The organism is Arthrobacter sp. 05L421 (genome assembly GCF_056397785.1).
Genome location: NZ_JBFTOC010000026.1, coordinates 25,822 through 41,914, shown reverse-complemented (window position 1 = coordinate 41,914; position 16,093 = coordinate 25,822). Strand labels below are relative to the sequence as shown.

At 59.6% G+C, this 16,093-nt stretch carries 13 protein-coding genes; 7 read left to right on the top strand and 6 right to left on the bottom strand.

What is annotated here, in order from left to right; genetic code table 11:
• Window positions 1-602 precede the first annotated feature (602 nt).
• The 4 genes from AC1DKQ_RS20140 (at window position 603) to AC1DKQ_RS20125 (ending at window position 3,225) form a co-directional block, all read left to right on the top strand.
• Window positions 603-1,034 carry a LexA family protein gene (locus AC1DKQ_RS20140; RefSeq protein ID WP_476919984.1) on the top strand — a complete coding sequence of 144 codons (432 nt, stop codon included), beginning with the start codon at window positions 603-605 and terminating at the stop codon, window positions 1,032-1,034.
• Window positions 1,027-2,325 (top strand): Y-family DNA polymerase, encoded by a 1,299-nt coding sequence (locus AC1DKQ_RS20135; RefSeq protein ID WP_476919983.1) that lies wholly within the window; start codon window positions 1,027-1,029, stop codon window positions 2,323-2,325. The genes AC1DKQ_RS20140 and AC1DKQ_RS20135 overlap by 8 nt, the downstream gene beginning before the upstream one ends.
• A gap of 43 nt (window positions 2,326-2,368) precedes the next feature.
• Window positions 2,369-2,683 (top strand): hypothetical protein, encoded by a 315-nt coding sequence (locus AC1DKQ_RS20130; protein ID WP_476919982.1) that lies wholly within the window; start codon window positions 2,369-2,371, stop codon window positions 2,681-2,683.
• A gap of 269 nt (window positions 2,684-2,952) precedes the next feature.
• A complete protein-coding gene (locus AC1DKQ_RS20125; RefSeq protein WP_476919981.1) occupies window positions 2,953-3,225 on the top strand; it encodes a hypothetical protein in 273 nt (90 codons plus the stop codon).
• Between the two features lie 233 nt (window positions 3,226-3,458).
• Here AC1DKQ_RS20125 and AC1DKQ_RS20120 read toward each other — a convergent pair whose 3' ends face one another.
• From AC1DKQ_RS20120 to AC1DKQ_RS20110, 3 genes are all read right to left on the bottom strand, one after another.
• The gene (locus tag AC1DKQ_RS20120; protein WP_476919980.1) at window positions 3,459-4,523 is read right to left on the bottom strand and encodes a M78 family metallopeptidase domain-containing protein; all 1,065 of its coding nucleotides are present in this window, start codon (window positions 4,521-4,523) and stop codon (window positions 3,459-3,461) included.
• A complete protein-coding gene (locus AC1DKQ_RS20115) occupies window positions 4,483-5,358 on the bottom strand; it encodes a hypothetical protein (protein ID WP_476919979.1) in 876 nt (291 codons plus the stop codon). The genes AC1DKQ_RS20120 and AC1DKQ_RS20115 overlap by 41 nt, the downstream gene beginning before the upstream one ends.
• A 662-nt stretch (window positions 5,359-6,020) precedes the next feature.
• The gene (locus tag AC1DKQ_RS20110; protein ID WP_476919978.1) at window positions 6,021-7,082 is read right to left on the bottom strand and encodes an SEFIR domain-containing protein; all 1,062 of its coding nucleotides are present in this window, start codon (window positions 7,080-7,082) and stop codon (window positions 6,021-6,023) included.
• A 360-nt stretch (window positions 7,083-7,442) separates the two neighbouring features.
• On the opposite strand from AC1DKQ_RS20110, the gene AC1DKQ_RS20105 reads away from it, so the two are divergent.
• The 3 genes from AC1DKQ_RS20105 (at window position 7,443) to AC1DKQ_RS20095 (ending at window position 9,923) form a co-directional block, all read left to right on the top strand.
• Entirely contained in the window at window positions 7,443-8,024 is a 582-nt protein-coding gene (locus tag AC1DKQ_RS20105; RefSeq protein ID WP_476919977.1) for a recombinase family protein, read from the top strand.
• Window positions 8,025-8,162: 138 nt separating this feature from the next.
• Window positions 8,163-8,921, top strand: a complete 759-nt coding sequence (locus AC1DKQ_RS20100; RefSeq protein ID WP_476919976.1) for a restriction endonuclease — start codon at window positions 8,163-8,165, stop codon at window positions 8,919-8,921.
• A 3-nt stretch (window positions 8,922-8,924) separates the two neighbouring features.
• Window positions 8,925-9,923 carry a GIY-YIG nuclease family protein gene (locus AC1DKQ_RS20095; protein WP_476919975.1) on the top strand — a complete coding sequence of 333 codons (999 nt, stop codon included), beginning with the start codon at window positions 8,925-8,927 and terminating at the stop codon, window positions 9,921-9,923.
• Window positions 9,924-10,036: 113 nt separating this feature from the next.
• Here AC1DKQ_RS20095 and AC1DKQ_RS20090 read toward each other — a convergent pair whose 3' ends face one another.
• From AC1DKQ_RS20090 to AC1DKQ_RS20080, 3 genes are read right to left on the bottom strand one after another with little or no spacing between them, the layout of a single operon-like run.
• The gene (locus AC1DKQ_RS20090) at window positions 10,037-11,383 is read right to left on the bottom strand and encodes a restriction endonuclease subunit S (RefSeq protein WP_476919974.1); all 1,347 of its coding nucleotides are present in this window, start codon (window positions 11,381-11,383) and stop codon (window positions 10,037-10,039) included.
• Window positions 11,383-12,831, bottom strand: coding sequence for a class I SAM-dependent DNA methyltransferase (locus AC1DKQ_RS20085; RefSeq protein ID WP_476919973.1), 1,449 nt, complete (start codon window positions 12,829-12,831; stop codon window positions 11,383-11,385). Before AC1DKQ_RS20085 ends, AC1DKQ_RS20090 begins: the two co-directional genes overlap by 1 nt.
• On the bottom strand, window positions 12,828-15,503 hold the full coding sequence (locus tag AC1DKQ_RS20080; protein ID WP_476919972.1) for a type I restriction endonuclease subunit R: 2,676 nt from the start codon (window positions 15,501-15,503) through the stop codon (window positions 12,828-12,830). Before AC1DKQ_RS20080 ends, AC1DKQ_RS20085 begins: the two co-directional genes overlap by 4 nt.
• Between the last annotated feature and the right edge of the window lie 590 nt (window positions 15,504-16,093).

Here is a 16,093-nt window from a genome sequence, read left to right as displayed (position 1 = left end):
ACCCTCAAGGGGCAATTGTTTTTTCGAGTCACGCGCCAGGCAGAACGGCCGGCATCAACACTGCCAGCTAGTCCCAGACCAGCCACTGCAAGACTCACAGTTGTTTTTTGGTTGCTGGCAAGCTCGCTTGCTCGGCGGCCGACGGAGCCTTGTCTACCCGCAGGGCAAGACCCGTGGAATTTGCGGAGGAAATCAGCGACGAAGGAGCGCCGGAGAAGATTGCACGGGCCGCAGGCCCCGGGAGGAACGACCGGGGCTAGACGGGGTGGAGCGGACGCCTAGAATCCGGAGGACAGCAACCAAAAGACGTCGTAGACAAGACAGGGCCGGGGTCTCCGGAGCTCTGCGACGGAGGCACCGGACCCAACAGCCGGCCGCGCCAGCGGACGCCCGACTCCCTGGCCGGAGCGCAGCGGAGATCAGGACGCAGGAACGGGTTGTGCCCCCTGAGGGTCAGCTGGAGCTCTCCGCGCAGCTCAAAGCTGTCCCCATTGGGTAAAACCCTTTCCCTTGAAAGCCCAGCTACGACCCTCGATAGTTCTTTTGTCAGCACTCCCGACTACACTGAATTAATCGAACATATATTCGAATAAAGGTGTGTTGTGAGCGTTACTGTCGGTCCCCGTGTGATAGACGCGGGCGTGTCGTTGTTGTCGGTGCTGATCTCCCCGGTCCCGGTCGCGGCCGGGTATCCCTCGCCGGCGCAGGACTACTTTGATGGCCGGATCGACCTGAACGAGCACCTGATCAAGGACATCACCAGCACCTACGTCGTGCGGGTGTCCGGGGAGTCCATGGAGGGCGCCGGGATCAGCGACGGCGATGAACTGATCGTGAACCGGGCGCTGGAACCGGTGGACGGGTCCGTGGTCGTCGCCGTTCTGGACGGGGAACTGACGATCAAGCGGCTGCGGATCACCGCCGCCGGGGTGGTGCTGCAGGCGGAGAACCCGGCGTACCCGGACATCCGCGTCGCCTCGTTATCGGACCTGGTCATTTGGGGCGTGGCGACGCGGTGTCTTCATCATGTCTAGGGCGGCGGTGATGCGGCGGATGCCGCAGATCGCGCATGTGGACGTGAACTGCTTCTACGCCAGCGCGGAGCGGGCGTTCGACCCCTCCCTGGAAGGGAGGCCTGTCATCGTACTCTCGAACAATGACGGCTGCGCGGTCACCCGCTCCCCGGAAGCCAAGGCCCTGGGCATCCCGATGGGTGAGCCGTGGTTCAAACTCGCCCCGCGGGCCAAGGAATGGGGCCTCGTGGCGCTGTCGAGCAACTACGAGCTCTACGGGGACATCAGCGCCCGCGTCATGGAGCTGCTGGGCCGCTACTCCGCCTGGCTGGAGGTCTACAGCATCGACGAGGCCTTCCTCGGCGTCAAAGGCACCCCGGCCGAACTCCTCGCCCTGGGCCGGACCATGAAAGCAGCCGTCCGCCGCAACGTCGGCGTTCCGGTCTGTGTAGGGATCGCCGCCACGAAGACTTTGGCGAAGCTGGCCAATAAATGGGCGAAGAACAACCCCGCCTTCGACGGGGTCTGCCACTGGGACTCCGTCCCCGCCGACCACCGGGAGGCTCTGATGCGGCGCCTGTCCGTCATCGAGATCTGGGGGGTGGCGACCCGGCTGACCAAACGCTTGAACGTGATGGGCATCTTTTCGATCCTGGACCTGTCCCGGGCGGATCCGGTGATGATCCGGGACCGCTTCTCCGTGGTCATGATGCGCACCGTCCTGGAACTGCAGGGCACCCCCTGCATCCCGATGGAGGAAGAGCGGCTCGGCCGGGACCAGCTCATCTTTTCCCGTTCCTTCGCCGCACCCATCACCACCGCCGCCGGGATGCGGCAGGTCATGTCCGTCTACGGACAGCAGGCGTCGGCGCGGCTGGCCAAACACGGGCTTCAAGCCAAAGTCCTCACCGCGTTCGCCGGCACCTCCCACTTCAACCCGAAAGACACCTCCTACCCCTCCGTCTGCATCCCGCTGCCGATGCCCACCGCGGATCCGGTGATCCTGACCAAGGCCGCCCACGCGCTCCTGCCGCACATCCACGAAGGCGTGAGGTACGCCCGCGCCGGGATCATGGTCACCGACCTCCGGCCCACCGGCAACCAGGCACCCCTGTCCCTGTTCGAGAACCCCCACGAGGAACGCCGCGTCGGAACACTCCTGGAGGACGTCACGCGCCGATACGGGCGGGGATCCATCGGCCTCGGCCACGCCGGAATCAAGGCCGGCCTGGACTGGAGCATGAAACGGGACATGCTCTCCCCCCGCTACACCACCCACTGGGACGAACTCCCCCTCGTCAAAGCCGCCTAAACCCACCACTCCACCCGCACGACCGCACCACGAAAGAACAGTTATGACCCTCACATCCGAAGCCCCCAGCCGCACCAGCGAAGTCATTCAGGTCCGCTTCGACCCGGACGGCAGTCCCCTCGCCGTCCGGCACGACGGACGGATCTGGATCGTCGATCCCGACACCGATTCCCAGCAATGGTTCGCCCGCGACTCATGGTGGGAGACCCGCCGCACCGCCGCCATGGGCAGCGGCGACATCGTCAGCATCGAATACTGGCGCGTCCAGGTCCTCGGCGCCAACTCGGCCCTGCGGACCTTCACGTTCCGCCGCGAACCCCTGGCAACACAGTGGTTCCTGGAAAGCATCAGCGACTAGGCAACAGTGACCCCGCAAACGATCAGTGATCAGACCTGGGCCGGGATCCGGACCGAGTTCACGCTGCCGGCCCTGGAGCTGGGCATCCCGCACAACTGTGAGTCTTGACAGTGGCTGGTCTGGGACTGGCTGGCAGGATAGGTGCAGGCCGTTCCGCCCCGTCGATCACCTGAAAGCCAGCCCTGTTCCCCTGCTCCGTACGCTCGAATCCTTCCGCTGGCGCTAACGCCTGCCCTTGACGGCCCCGGCGGGGTGCGTAGCGTTGGCCCATGGGACTCCTCTACGACAACCCGGACCTCGCCGCCATCACGCTGACGCGGCTCGCCGCCGAAGAATCCGAGGGCCCCGGCACCCTGGAGGGGCGCATGCGCGACTACCTTAGGGACCTCGAACAACGCAATGGGACCGCCTACCTGGAGCTGATGGCCATCACCCTCGCCCGGATCCACTTCAGGTCCCTAGACGATCTGGCGCGGGCCACCAGGGCAGACTCAGCAGCCCTGCTGGATGCCGCCGAAGTCGACGCCTTGGAGGCCCTGTAGATTGCGAGTGGGCATAGGGTGTTCCGGCGGAGATATCCGGCACGATTGAAGGCAACGGGCTGGAAGAGAGGCAGCAGCTTAGCGGCGCTTCACGCGCAACCGTTTACCGCTATCTATGGCACGGCGCGTAACGCCGCAGGAGTGTGCGCATCATCTGAACGCGGCACGGCAGGTGCTGGCCGTACCGGAAACCAGAGACTGACAACGACCGGTGCTTGGAAGCGAGGCTGCCTCTACCAACACTCATGTAGTTCGTGCTCTTTTTCGTAGGGCGTTATGGTGACGCGACACTTCGAACACTGGGTTGAATGGATAGTCGACCGACAGTTACACCCGTTGCATCCCGGACATTTCGGCTCATCGCACTGGCGGCACCAGTCACTGTCGGCGTCTGAGCAGTGCTCATCGACGGCGCACCCATCGTTGCCGCAGAGGTACCAGGCGATCTCAATTTTTCCCATCCCAAAACGGTGAACCGGAGTGAGGGCAACGAATACATGCGTTGCCTCTTCATCGAGAACGGCCTCCACTTTCATGTCGTGGAGCTCGCCTCCCCTTTGGTAAACCATCCCTTCCGAAAAGACTCTGCGGTGTAACAAGCCATCGCCGGCTTCTTTGGCTAGCCGGGCGAAGCCGGGCTGGACCATTCCTCGTTTTGGTGGGTACTGCTCATACGTCACCTCAGCCTGCACGACTTTCCCCTCGAGGTCAGCAACGGCCAGAATCCACTTTTCCCGGTTCCTCAAGGTCCCAGCTACATGTTTCAACACGGCTGATCGAGAAGCAGCTGAATCGGAGTAGAGGCAGGCCATCACCAGGGCCGGAGACTGAACAGCCTGATCTGAATTTTCCGCCGGCAGAGAGCGCAGAAGGACCTCCGCTGCAAACTGGTCGGAAACACTTTCCTCGACTTTGCGTCGCTGCAAAGGGTGAATGTCGTCCATTAGGACAAAACCCCATTCAGCGTGGTTCTGCTGGTGGTGGTGTCCGAGTTCATGAAGGAGTGTGAAGTTGTTGCGTCGTCGTCCGGACGGATGCAAGTAGATGGTTCTGGTCTTGCGGTCGTAATATCCGCCGCCACAAGAACCGTTAGGGAGTGCATCTTGAGTGCTTATGATCAAGTCGGGCATCTCCGCAATGGCTGCCCAAGGATCCTCCTGAAGCAAGGGAAGATCGAGCTCCCGCGCATCGCCCAGCAGAGCCTGCGCTATGCGCGAATAATCTCCTGACGCAGCAAGCCCGCGCCAATCCGTCACTTTAGATCCTTCGGTCTTGGACTGTGCGTCGAACGGCATCACGCAGCTTATTTTCCATCATCTCGTCACTGTCCTGACGTGCAGCCAAAGCGTAAGCGCTCCTTGCCGATTCGGTTCGCACTGACTCCTCATCAGTTTGGAGTTCGTTGCAAGCCCACTCCACATCAGCTTTGTATCCCGGGTGTGAAAGCAAATGCCACCAAGTGGAGGAAGGGTCGTATCCCTGGATCTGATCGCGGGACACCTCTAGGTGGTCAAGTAGAAGGGCGGCCAAGTCCTCCGGCAATGCCTCTTCGGCATCCCAAAAAGTGCGCACGTCGGCCACGCTCAGATGCAGTGCATCCGCCATGCCGCGTGCGCTTCCGCCAATCTTCTGGACTTTCTCTTTGCTCAAGAAAAACGATCCTTCGTCCGAGCGACCTGTATGGAAACACAGGTCCGTCCAATGGCGGGTTAGTTCCTGAGCGGCTTCCAGATTTCCAGGTTCGCTGGCAAATCCTGGGGCAACCTGGACGTCCGGCTCCTCATCCTCATCGAGGCATGCGGCGATACGTCGAATCTCTCGCGGCGGCAATAGGTGGCCCAGAGGTCTTTCCAGAAGGTGCAGACCCAGGCCTGTTTCCCTCGTCGGCCAGACGGTGACAGTTACGCCGAGAGAACTTTCGACGAGGAAACCGGGGGCAAAGGATGGCTCGGATGGTAGGCCTACGGGCCATCCGAGAATGAAGCCGTTCTTAACAGAAGCGACTAAGACATGGCCCAGGAGTTCTCCATCCCAGGCGAGGGTCCACATGTCGCCGGCCCGAACTTCATAGTCTCCAGTGCCGGAGAGCCAAAAGGCAGCGGCCTGCGCGTTCAGTACGTCGGGAACACTCACGGATGAATGGTTCTCCGGATCAGTTCCACCAAAGCCAGCCAACTGCTACTCGTACTCCTCGGTTTTATTGGTGTCGATTTCTGTATAGCTCTAATAGCTGAGATTTTTCAGGTTCATTGAGTCCGCCTCGGAACTCGCAAGCGGGCGTTCCGGTCTTTTCGCGCAACACGTCATGCAGCCAGCGCAGTGACCAATGGCCATCTTTGTCTAGCTGAAGTGCGGTCTGGGCCGGACTTGATACGTCACCGTCCCACGGCCGACCATCCGTGCTTGATCGGGCCATGGCCTTCCAGGTCTCAGAATCTGGCTTTCCTTTGGCAACACAAGCCATCGGCCGGGAGCGCTTACCGACACTAATCGGCTTAGTCGTGGTGTTTCTAAAAACATAGTAAACGTCCCCATTGTCGGGTTTGCTATCCGGCATGGCTCCAATAATAGGCTGAGTATTCCACGACCCGAGTGTCTTCCTGTTGTAACTGTGGTTGCGCTTCACCTTGGCGACGTGCCCGATGAACTCGACAATCGTCCGATGCCGCTACAACGGCCGGATGGCAGAGCCTGGACCAAAACACCCAGCGTCAGCTCGAGGGCATCCAACTGCACCTGATGTTCACCGACACAGCAGGGATGCGTGTGCGGCCAGCCTGTCCCAGGTGATCATGTCAGTTGTCCGTACTTTCCAGGAAGGCGTCGGCCGCGTCTGCCACCTCTTTCAGTCGCCCGTTGCGAAGAGACTCTGCCGGAGACTTTCCCCCCAACCGAGGATTGGGTCCTATGAACCAGTTGCTGGCGGTGTTGTCATTCTCCGATTGGCTGAGTTCTGTCCAGATGCGGTATGCGAGCATCAACCTCTGCCTTGATTCTTCGCTAGGTTGCGATCCGTCGTCGGTGGACCACTCTTGAGGAAGTTTCTGGTCGTTGACGTTTGCCAGCGCCGCCACCGTCACGGGGCCAAGGCGGCTTGTCAGCTGTCGAACAATTTCATGGATATCCATACGCATGGACTTAACGAATACTTCACGCCTCGTACGCGACACGGTGAAAAGGGGTGGTCTATCGAAGGGAGCCGGAGTGGTTGGTACCTCGCCCTCTAGCGACGGGACGCTTCCCGATTGCATTGCATCCAATTCGACTCGTTTTGCAGCAATGTCCTGTGACCCTGGACTGGTAGGCGTCAGGTACGAGATGGAAGGAAGGGCAGGAATGGGTCCGAGCGCCGGCTTGTTATGCAGCGGCCGTTGATGGATGCTTCGTAGGAGCTGTTCCATCCCAGATGCGTCAAGACTTTTCACATGAAAACGTCGGAGCCTGTGGAGGTCGAGAGGAACGGCCTCCATCTCGACTCCGGGTAGTAGCGCAATGACAGTCCGCCTTTGAAAAGCACTCTGGTCGCTGTTAAAGAGGCCCTTGAGAGTGTCTGCTTCGGCTACAGCGCCGGCGCCTGATTTAGGAGAGTTGGTTCCCTCCCATCGCTGCCTCCAAGCAGCGGAGGCAGCAATAATAACCAGCTCGCATTTTTGAACTTCGAGCTGTCCCCAGCGCGTCCAGTCGATGGACGCATCGTTTTCGTTCCAAAGGTCCAGATCAGCGTCGACACCATTGAGCCTTAAGAGCGTTGCGAATTCGACGACGTTACCGATCCACTTCTCGGCCTGTCGGTCGGACCAGTTCTGGTCGCGATGGGCCCAACTCACAAGTGCTGTCGGTGCGCTGGAACCAATCATGGATCGAGTTTACGTTCCCCAGGCAATGAGTACTGGCGATTGGCCCCCTAAGCGACGGTCGCCGACAGCAGTTTGCATGAGATTGCGTCCGAATCAGCGACTCCTGTGCATCTGGCGCTGTCGTGATGATCTCATGTGACGCTTCAGAGTGTCGGGATTATTGCAAACGAAGGATTCCGAGAACGCATCGAATCGAGAATCCCGGGGTTGATCGCTCATGGAAGTGGCGCGACGTCCTCCCGCGGAAAATTGGCTCGACGAAGAAAAGCGGCAGCCAGCACCCCGGTTCTCACAAATAGTTCTCGAATCGGTACAGTCGAACTAAGACCCCGAACCGAGTTTTGAGAAGAGAACACCCCCATGACCACGCACCGCATCGGCTACGCCCGGGTTTCCACCCGGGACCAGAACCTGGACCTGCAGATCGCAGCCCTCAAGAATGCCGGATGCGACAAGATTCACGAAGACACGATCAGCGGCACGAAGTCCCAACGCCCCGGACTTGACCAGGCGCTGGACAACCTGCGCGAAGGTGACACTCTGGTGGTGTGGAAGCTGGACCGCCTCGGCCGCAGCGTGAAAGACCTCCTAGATTTCGCCGGCAGACTGAACGACCGCGGCGTAGGATTCGTCAGCCTCACCGATGCGATCGACACCACCACGGTCTCCGGACGCTTCTTTTTCAACGTCATGGCATCCCTGGCCCAGATGGAACGGGAACTCATGGTCGAACGCACGCAGGCCGGGCTGCAGGCCGCACGCGAACAAGGACGAGTCGGCGGCCGCAAACGCATCATGACGGATGCCAAGATCCGCTCAGCCCGAAAGCTCCTCAACCAGGGAACACCGCCCCGAGAGGTCGCAGACACCCTAGGAGTCTCCGTGCCCACCCTCTACCGATGGGTCCCGGCAACGGGCGCGACCGAGGCACCAAAGAAGTAGTTCCTGCTGGTTGGTGCAGGCGACTTCTGAAAAATGACTGTTGGTGCACAGGACTATTGAGCAGAATGCATTTCCGTGCAGGGCGCTTCTGACATTTCAATGTCCATACTCGTCTGCACTATCTGGCAAGCTGTTGCAATGATCACAGAACGGGAGCCTCAAGACTGGCGTGAGCTGCAAAGGGAGGTCGCTCGCATCCTTGCTGAATGCGGCATGGAATCCGAGGTCGAGAAGACGCTCACACTGGCCAGGGGAACAGCTGAAATCGACGTATTTGCAGTGGAAACCATCCGAGGCCGCACAAGCACTATCTTCTGCGAGTGCAAACTTTGGAAGAGCTCAATCCCGCAGACTGTGATTCACGCGTTTCGCACGGTCGTGGCCGACGGTGGCGCAAATGTTGGCTACGTCATCACCTCGAGTGCCTTTCAGTCGGGGGCTCTCACTGCTGCGGACCTGACCAATTTGCGCCTAGTGACCTGGCACGAGTTTCAGACTGAGTTCGAAAGCACCTGGATTGAAAGCTACCTTCGGCCCGAGGTGACAAAGCGCCTCGACGACTTCATGACGTTGACCGAGCCGCTCTTCCCGAATGCGTTCGATGAATTGAGCGAACCGGAGCAACAGAAATTTCTGGAACTGCGAGAGAAACACTGTGAGCTGGGGATTATTGCGATGGAGTTTTCGTCGTACGTCGCGCTCCTCGGCCGTCCCCTTCCCACTCTTCCTCTTAGGGGTCGATTCACACCAAGTTCCAAGGCCGAAATCCCAGCCGGTCTACTCGATGCGACGGCTTATGGAGATTTCTTGGACATTCTCATACCTTCCGGCGAGCGGGCAACCGCCGAGCTTAGGGCGGCTCTGCGGTCCGAAAAAACCTCTTCTATGGAGCCCTAGCCGATGAGCATCCCCGCCCGCGGGTCGTATCCAACTTGCGAGCACTTCGGTGAGCAGATCCGCGGCAGCAAGCTCGGCCACAAAATGACAAGAGAGTGGTACGGACACCCGAATCGGAAGCCGAAAGATCGACTGAAACGCGAAGTGTTCGGCGAGGAATTCTGGGCCGCCTCGGCTTGGGTGTACCGGGACGAGGATTACACACAGCACTCGGATGCTTACCTGCTGGTCCAGCGTGACGCAGCACTGGTGAACTTCGACCTGTCCATGAGCTACTTTGCGTCCCTGGACGTGGACGAGTTCGAGGAGGCCCTGGGGCACGTCCTGGCCAAGGGACGGACTTTCAAGCCAGTTCAGTCGTTGAAGGATTGGGACGGCGTGGCCGGCGCATACGTAATGGTCTTTGACGAGTACCGGCAGTTCTACGTCGGTAAGGCGGACGACATTCGTAGGAGGATCAAGCAACACTGGGGCACCCGCAAGCACTTTGATCGGCTGGTCTACGGGACTAAATACGACTCAATCTTCCCGGCAGACGAGTTGCGCGCTTTGGATACGACGCGGATCTTCGCTGCCCGTAGTAAAAACCCATTCGCGGTGGAACAACGCGCTGAGAAAGCTGCCGACCAGCGCTTTTGTCTGAACCGCATGAACGGCGGTTCTCCGAGCCCGATGATGTTGATGCTTAGTGCCCTCAATCCGCACCGCCGGCCAAACGGCGTAACTGCGGATCCCATGTCATGGGATGACTACGACCGAGCGTGGGACGGCGTCGTAGAAACAGTTGCCCAGGCAAGAGCCTCTGGTGGTTCCAGCCTGGCCGCCCAGCTCGCCGGCTTGGACATGACGCTCTATTCAGTCGCCCGCAAGGACGGCACTCGGTTCATATGGTCAAGGAGGGACGCTATCGCTGGCGCCGTTGCCCGCGGCGAGCTGAGCGTGGAGGAGTTCGCTGCGTTCCTAGAAGCTATGGGCGAGACGATCATCTGGCCAGACGACTGACGCGCAGCAAAATGCGGCCCCGTTCGTGCTGACATATGACTCATTCCCGACGCCTCCAGCAACAGCAGCCAGGCTGGGTATCTTGCGGCGTGCCCATCAATTCAATTCACTCCTCACGGTTCCACCTTGACGAGCGGGGCGAGGTTGCCACGCAGTGCTTTCGCTAGGATTGATTGTCCTAATCGGTCAAGATGCCGACTCGCAGCGTCAATCTGGCACAGTCCGTTCCGGCTGACCCGTAGCAGCTCTCGAACGCGGCGAACAATTTCTCTCTGCTCCTCAATGGGCGGCAAAGGCACCGGCATGGCACCAAGTTTGGTGCCGTTGATATTCGATTGGCTGACGCCGTCGGTTTTGACCTGACGAGCCCATGCTCGACCCCACGCCGAGTTTAACCAGAAGTTGACGAAGTCCGGCTCAGCTACATCCGTAGCAAATCGGACGCGGATGAGATAGGACGCAAAAGTCATGGCGTCGCCTTCGTGGAAGACTGCGCTCTTGCCGACCAACTCTGGGCTATTCGTTCGATTGAACAGTAGGTCCCCGTCGGCCAATAGGAGCGATTGGACCTGATCATCGAGGGGGCAGTATTTTAGATCGCTAGTATCGAGCACCCCCCCTTGAAGGTTGCCCATACGGAGCATTGGCACTCCTGTGGGGCTGGTGTCCGCCTTGCGTGAGGTTCCATACTCCAACAAAACCGAAGCCTGGCCGACGGTGCTCATGACATAGCTATCTGGCAGCTCGGGGTGACCGAGCTCTGGGCCTTCGTCCGCACCCGTCTTGCGGCGCTTAGCCCTGCGATCACTCAGTCGCTGAAGAGCATCTGCAACGGTCGGGGCTTCGGGATTCTCCAACCGCCAGTCAGCAGTTAGCGTGCCGGCGCATGCTGCTACCAAGACCGCCTGGCGGTGGTTCGTAAGTAGATTTCGGGCACGGCTGAGATTTTCTCCAACGATCTTGCGGCTTTCCTCCATGGCAGACAGTCGCTGCACTATCCGGCGCTGCTCCGGAAGGGTGGGCAGTGCCACTTCGAACTGCGCTATGGATTTCCAGGACGTCCGCGGAAGCTCCATGCCAGCAGACGAGTGGTGCGCAAACTCAACGAAGGCATTCGAGTTCATGATCCGAGCTAGATACTCGACCGTCAGGTCAGGCGTATCTTGGAACACAAGGATGTCAGTTGAGGCAATCCCGTCGAAGTCCGGGAGCGCTACTTTGTTCAGATAGGGCCGGAGCTTGCCATAGAGCAAGTCACCAGCCCTAAACTTAACCTTCTCGCTCCTGACGTCCTTACCGCGACCGTGGCCTAAAATACGGCGACTGTGAGCCTCGATGTGTTCTAAGCCGATATAGGCCGCGTCTGGCATATCGGCTGGTGAGACCTTCTCTGAAACTGGCGCAGTAACGGATCCAAGCCGTCGCCAGCGCCAACCGTCTGGCAGGTCGGCGGGGTCCATCAAGCGTCTACCTCGTCTCCGACGAAGTGTCGCAGCTCTTCTATTTGGGCCACAGCCGCCTGCAATTCGGCCAGGGCGGCGCTCAAGAGCTCAGCCGGATCGCCCATCTCATCCGGATCGTCGAGCTCCTCGTCGCGCAGCCACTTGAAGCTGTCGATCTTGTAGTCGCGCTGCTTGACCTCATCCATACCAAACACTCGCCAGCGGCCGTCGATCGACGTGCTTTCGCTGCGAGGAGACACGCCATTGGGGTCCGTGCCGTAACAGGCCATGAATTCGTCAAAGAAGTCGTCCGTCAGCGGACGTGCAACCTTGGTGATCTTAGGGACATTCGCGCGGGCGTCATACAGCCAAACCTTGGTCGTTGGCCGGCCTTTAGTGAAGAAAATTACGTTGGTGTTTGTCCCCTCCGTGTAGGGGGTGAAAGTGCCCCTCGGACACCTCAGAATGGTGTGGACGTCGGCGTCCTTCATCAGAATCTCAAAGACCTCACCTGCCTTATCTGCGAAGAGAACGTTGTCCGGCACAACAACGGCCGCACGTCCGCCCGTCTTTAGGATCGTCAGGACGTGCTGCAGGAAATTAAGCTGCTTGTTAGCCGTCTCGATGGTGAAGTCTTCGCGTTGCGGTACCTGGCTCGCGCCTCGGTTACCGAAAGGCGGGTTGGTAAGGACCACGTCGAAGCGCTCGTTGCCAGGCATCTCATAGATGGAGTCACCAAGTTCAATATGTGGTTCAACCTGATGCAGGTAGAGGTTCATCAGCGCCAGGCGGCGTGGTCGTGCCACCAACTCCTGACCGTGATACGTCGCCGTCTTGACGCGGCGGGCGGTCTCACGATCCAGCGCGCCACCGGTCTGATCCTTCAGCCATTCGTAGGCAGCAACGAGGAAGCCACCAGTGCCACAAGCGGGGTCAGTGATTGAGAATGAACGACTGGCTCGGGGATCGGGCTGAATCAGGCTGACCATGGCACGGATAAGGGGGCGCGGCGTGAAATACTGACCGGCACCCTTTTTGCCTTCGGCAGCTGACTTCTCCAGCAGCCCCTCGAAGGCGGCTGCCTTAACGTCCACGCCAAGACTGGTCCACTCGGTCTCATCTATGGCTTTGACGAGACGCGCGAGCGTGGCCGGATTGGCTAGCCGATTTTGCGCGCCACCGAAGATGTCACCCAGCATGCCGGACTGTTTGCCAAGGGTGGTGAGGACTTTGGTGTAATGCTCGGTAAGGGTGGTACCCGACTGCTTACGCAGATGAGGCCAGTCGCAGGGGACCTGCGCCCGCTCACCGCTCTCCTCCGCGTACGCCGGCAGGGTAATGCCCTGTTCATTAGCCATCTTGAGAAAAAGCAGGTAGGTCAGTTGCTCGATGTAGTCACCGTAGTCCACGCCATCATGGCGCAGCGTCGAGGCATAGCCCCATAGTTTTCCAACAACATCGGTCATGCGACTGCAAGCTCCTCGTTTAGTTGTGCCAGCCACTCGTCCAGCTGACGGTTGAAGGCGCTGTTAGCTCGGCCCCAACCGCCAGGGGCGGAGAGGATTGGGATGAGGTTGAAGTCTTCACGATCGATCGACAGGTTTTCCACGAGATGCCGCTGGATCAGGGCGAGCCATTCCTGCTGCTCATCGGTCAAACTGCGGCCGGCTGTCACTTTGGCGATGGCAGCCTTGACGCGTTCCTCGGCCGTGAGTAGCGGCGCTGTCTCGGTAACGGCGTGCTTCACCATAGAGATGATGTCGACCAGCGACTTACTGTACTTGGCGCGGTGGGCCCGCTCCAAGTTCACCTCGGTAAAGTGCTCCGGCGCCCGGCTGAGCGCTTGACGCAGTTCATTCAGTGCCGCCGGGTTCCAGCCCTTGGGCCGCTGTAAAAGCACGCTGAGGGCGTCGATTGCACCCGCCTCTGCTCGCACAAAGTCAGCGAAAGCCGTTAGGTAGTCTTCGGGCTTGTACTCCTGGCCCCTTGCGCCGCGGATCATCCACTGGGAACTGACCTCATCGATTGCTGTAGTGGCGACGACAAAACTGCGGCTGCCGCGCGGATAGTTCTCTAGCAGCTGCAAGAAAGCCGGGTCGCGGAGCACCCGCATCGTGCTACTGAAGGCGTTTCGCAGAAGGGCTGGCAGCTGGCTTGACCAGTCACCGATATCGCCATCCGGTATGAACGCTGCGAAGGCGTCATAGGCCTCACCGCTCATCCGTTTTGCGACGCGCTGAAGCCTCTTGACCAGGCGTCGGACGTTGTGGTCACGGTCTTTGTTCTGCCAGATCTCCTCAATGATCTGTGCCGTTGTCTTGTTGTCACTTTCGACTGGCTCGGCGGTGATCCCGGTGGTGTTCTTGAAGTAGGCCAGCAGGCTACCGTCGAAGCAGTCGAACACCACGAAGCGGTCCTTGTCCGGCGCCTTGTCGCCGCCTAGGCGCGTTCCGCGGCCCAGCATCTGTTCGAAGAGTATGCGCGACTTGACGGGACGGAGGAAGACGAGGAACTCCAAATCAGGGATGTCGACGCCAGTCGTAAGTAGGTCGACAGTGACAGCAATACCCGGCTTGGGACGGTTACGGAATTCGCGGATTCGCTGCAATGGTCGATCGACCCGACCCGTTATCTTGGAAGCAAAATCATCGCCGCGACCGAAAATGTCACGTGCCATCTCTACCAGCTGGTCGGCGTGGGAGAAGTGCGGCAAGTCGTTGGCGGCAAAGATAAGCGTCTTAGGGAAGCGCCCGTTCTCGGTCTCGAAATCGTCGGTGTAGCTCTTCAGCTCTTCAAGGATCTTGCGGTTGGAGTCCGGTGCCGTGACCTTGCGCTCGATTTCGCTGGCATCGAAGGCTCGTTCGTCTTCAAGCAGATCGAGCCTCACGTCGCCAGTCTCCGGATCCACCTCGTCGATCTGATCTCCCTCCCGCAGGAAGACGCCGTTCATGCGGACGTCCGACTTGACCTTGACGACGTCATAGTCCACCAGGTACCCCTCGCGCACCGCCCGCTCATACTCGTAGCGGTAAATCGTTCGTTCAAAGTAGGCGGCAGTGTGGGCCGCCGGCGTGGCCGTCAAGCCGATCTTGATGGCATCGAAGTGGTCGAGGGTGTCACGCCAGACGGCTCGTTCTCGACCCGAATATCCGCGGTGACATTCATCGGCGATAATCAGATCGAAGGCATGGATGGGTATGTCTAGCTGCTCAACGTCGGCATCCACCTCGTCGTCGTCCATTCGCAACGCCGCTGCTCCGAACAGGTTCATCGACATGCGCTGGATGGTGGCTACGTAGACGAAAGCATCGCCCAACTTTGGCGCAGTTAGCAGCGACGCTGGCATAACAGTGGCGTCGAACTTGTCCTCCTCCCCAAAGTCACCGGCCTTGAAGGCCTGCGAGTAAACGGGGTAGATCTTGTCGAACTTGAGGCCCGGCTCAGCTTCGAATGAGGCAAAAGCTCTCACGGTTTGGGCGGCGAGGGCCCGGCGGTCGGCCAAGAACAGCACCCTGCGAGCCACGCCCGACTTCATCAGCCGGTAGATTTGGTTGACGCTCATGAGGGTCTTGCCTGTACCGGTGGCCATGGTGACGAGCATCTTGCGCTTACCGTCCACCAGTGCCCGCTCAATCGCTTGGTTAGCCTCGACCTGGTAAGGGCGAATACCCTGCTTGAATGGAATGCCACTGAGACTAGCCAGCTCAGCAGTGGAGTCCCGGGCGAGCATCTCGCTGAGAGCAGACGGTGTATGGAAGCCGGCGACCTGGCGGGACCGGCTCTGTTCTCTACGTACGTCGTGAAAGTGGATCTGCTCGCCATTCGTCGAGTACAGGAATGGAACGCCGAACTCACCGCGGATTAGCTTTGGCGCGGGGATGCCTCGCGAATAGCGCTCAGCTTGCGTGAGGACACCTTGCGGCCCGACTGTGGTCTTCTTGGCTTCGACGACGCCCCGTATTACCTGCTCGTCGCAGAGGACATAGTCAGCGGGCCCGGCTGCTGTCGGCCACTCCTCAACTGCGGTCGGCTGACCCGGCACGGTGTTATTCACGGCTCCCCTGGACGCGACCGTCCACCCCGCGTTTTTCAGACGGGGGTCGATCCGCGTCTTTCGGGTCTCTTCTTCGCTTGGCATATTTCCTCTAGCTGTATAAGTCTTTCCTAAGCGGTATCTGTACTGTCGCTGAGCATAGTCGAGACATGCAATTTGGAGCTTTGATATAGCGCTCATTGACGCGATTCCGTCGCCAGCCAATCAGACGAAGAATTCCTGCGGAACTCCCATCTTCTCTACAGTCTGAATGGTGCTATCGGAAAGAATTTGGATAGAACGCCCTGGCGCCAGGACGGGAATCCTTCGAGGAGGGTCCAGTGCCTGCCGGCCGCTCTCTTGTCATCCATCCCTGCTCGACTCGATCTCGAGTGAGACCTAACTATTTGTCATGAATCCGAATGGCCTGTTGGTCTTCTGGGATTCCGCGTTCGGGTCGGCGGAGCAAAAGCGGATGTTCAGCTATCCTTGAGCCGCCTGCCGCCGGGAAGATTTTCACCCCAGGACGGGTACATCTCTCCATTATTGTGTTCGGCTTCGCGACGGGCTGTCTCCGTTTCGATGGCTTTCGCAACGAAGTGGCTCCAAGTGTTATCCCCTTCGGCATAGCTCGTCGCCCGGTAGGCGGCCCGCGCCCGGTTCCGCAGCGCGGCGGGGATACTCACCGTCATATT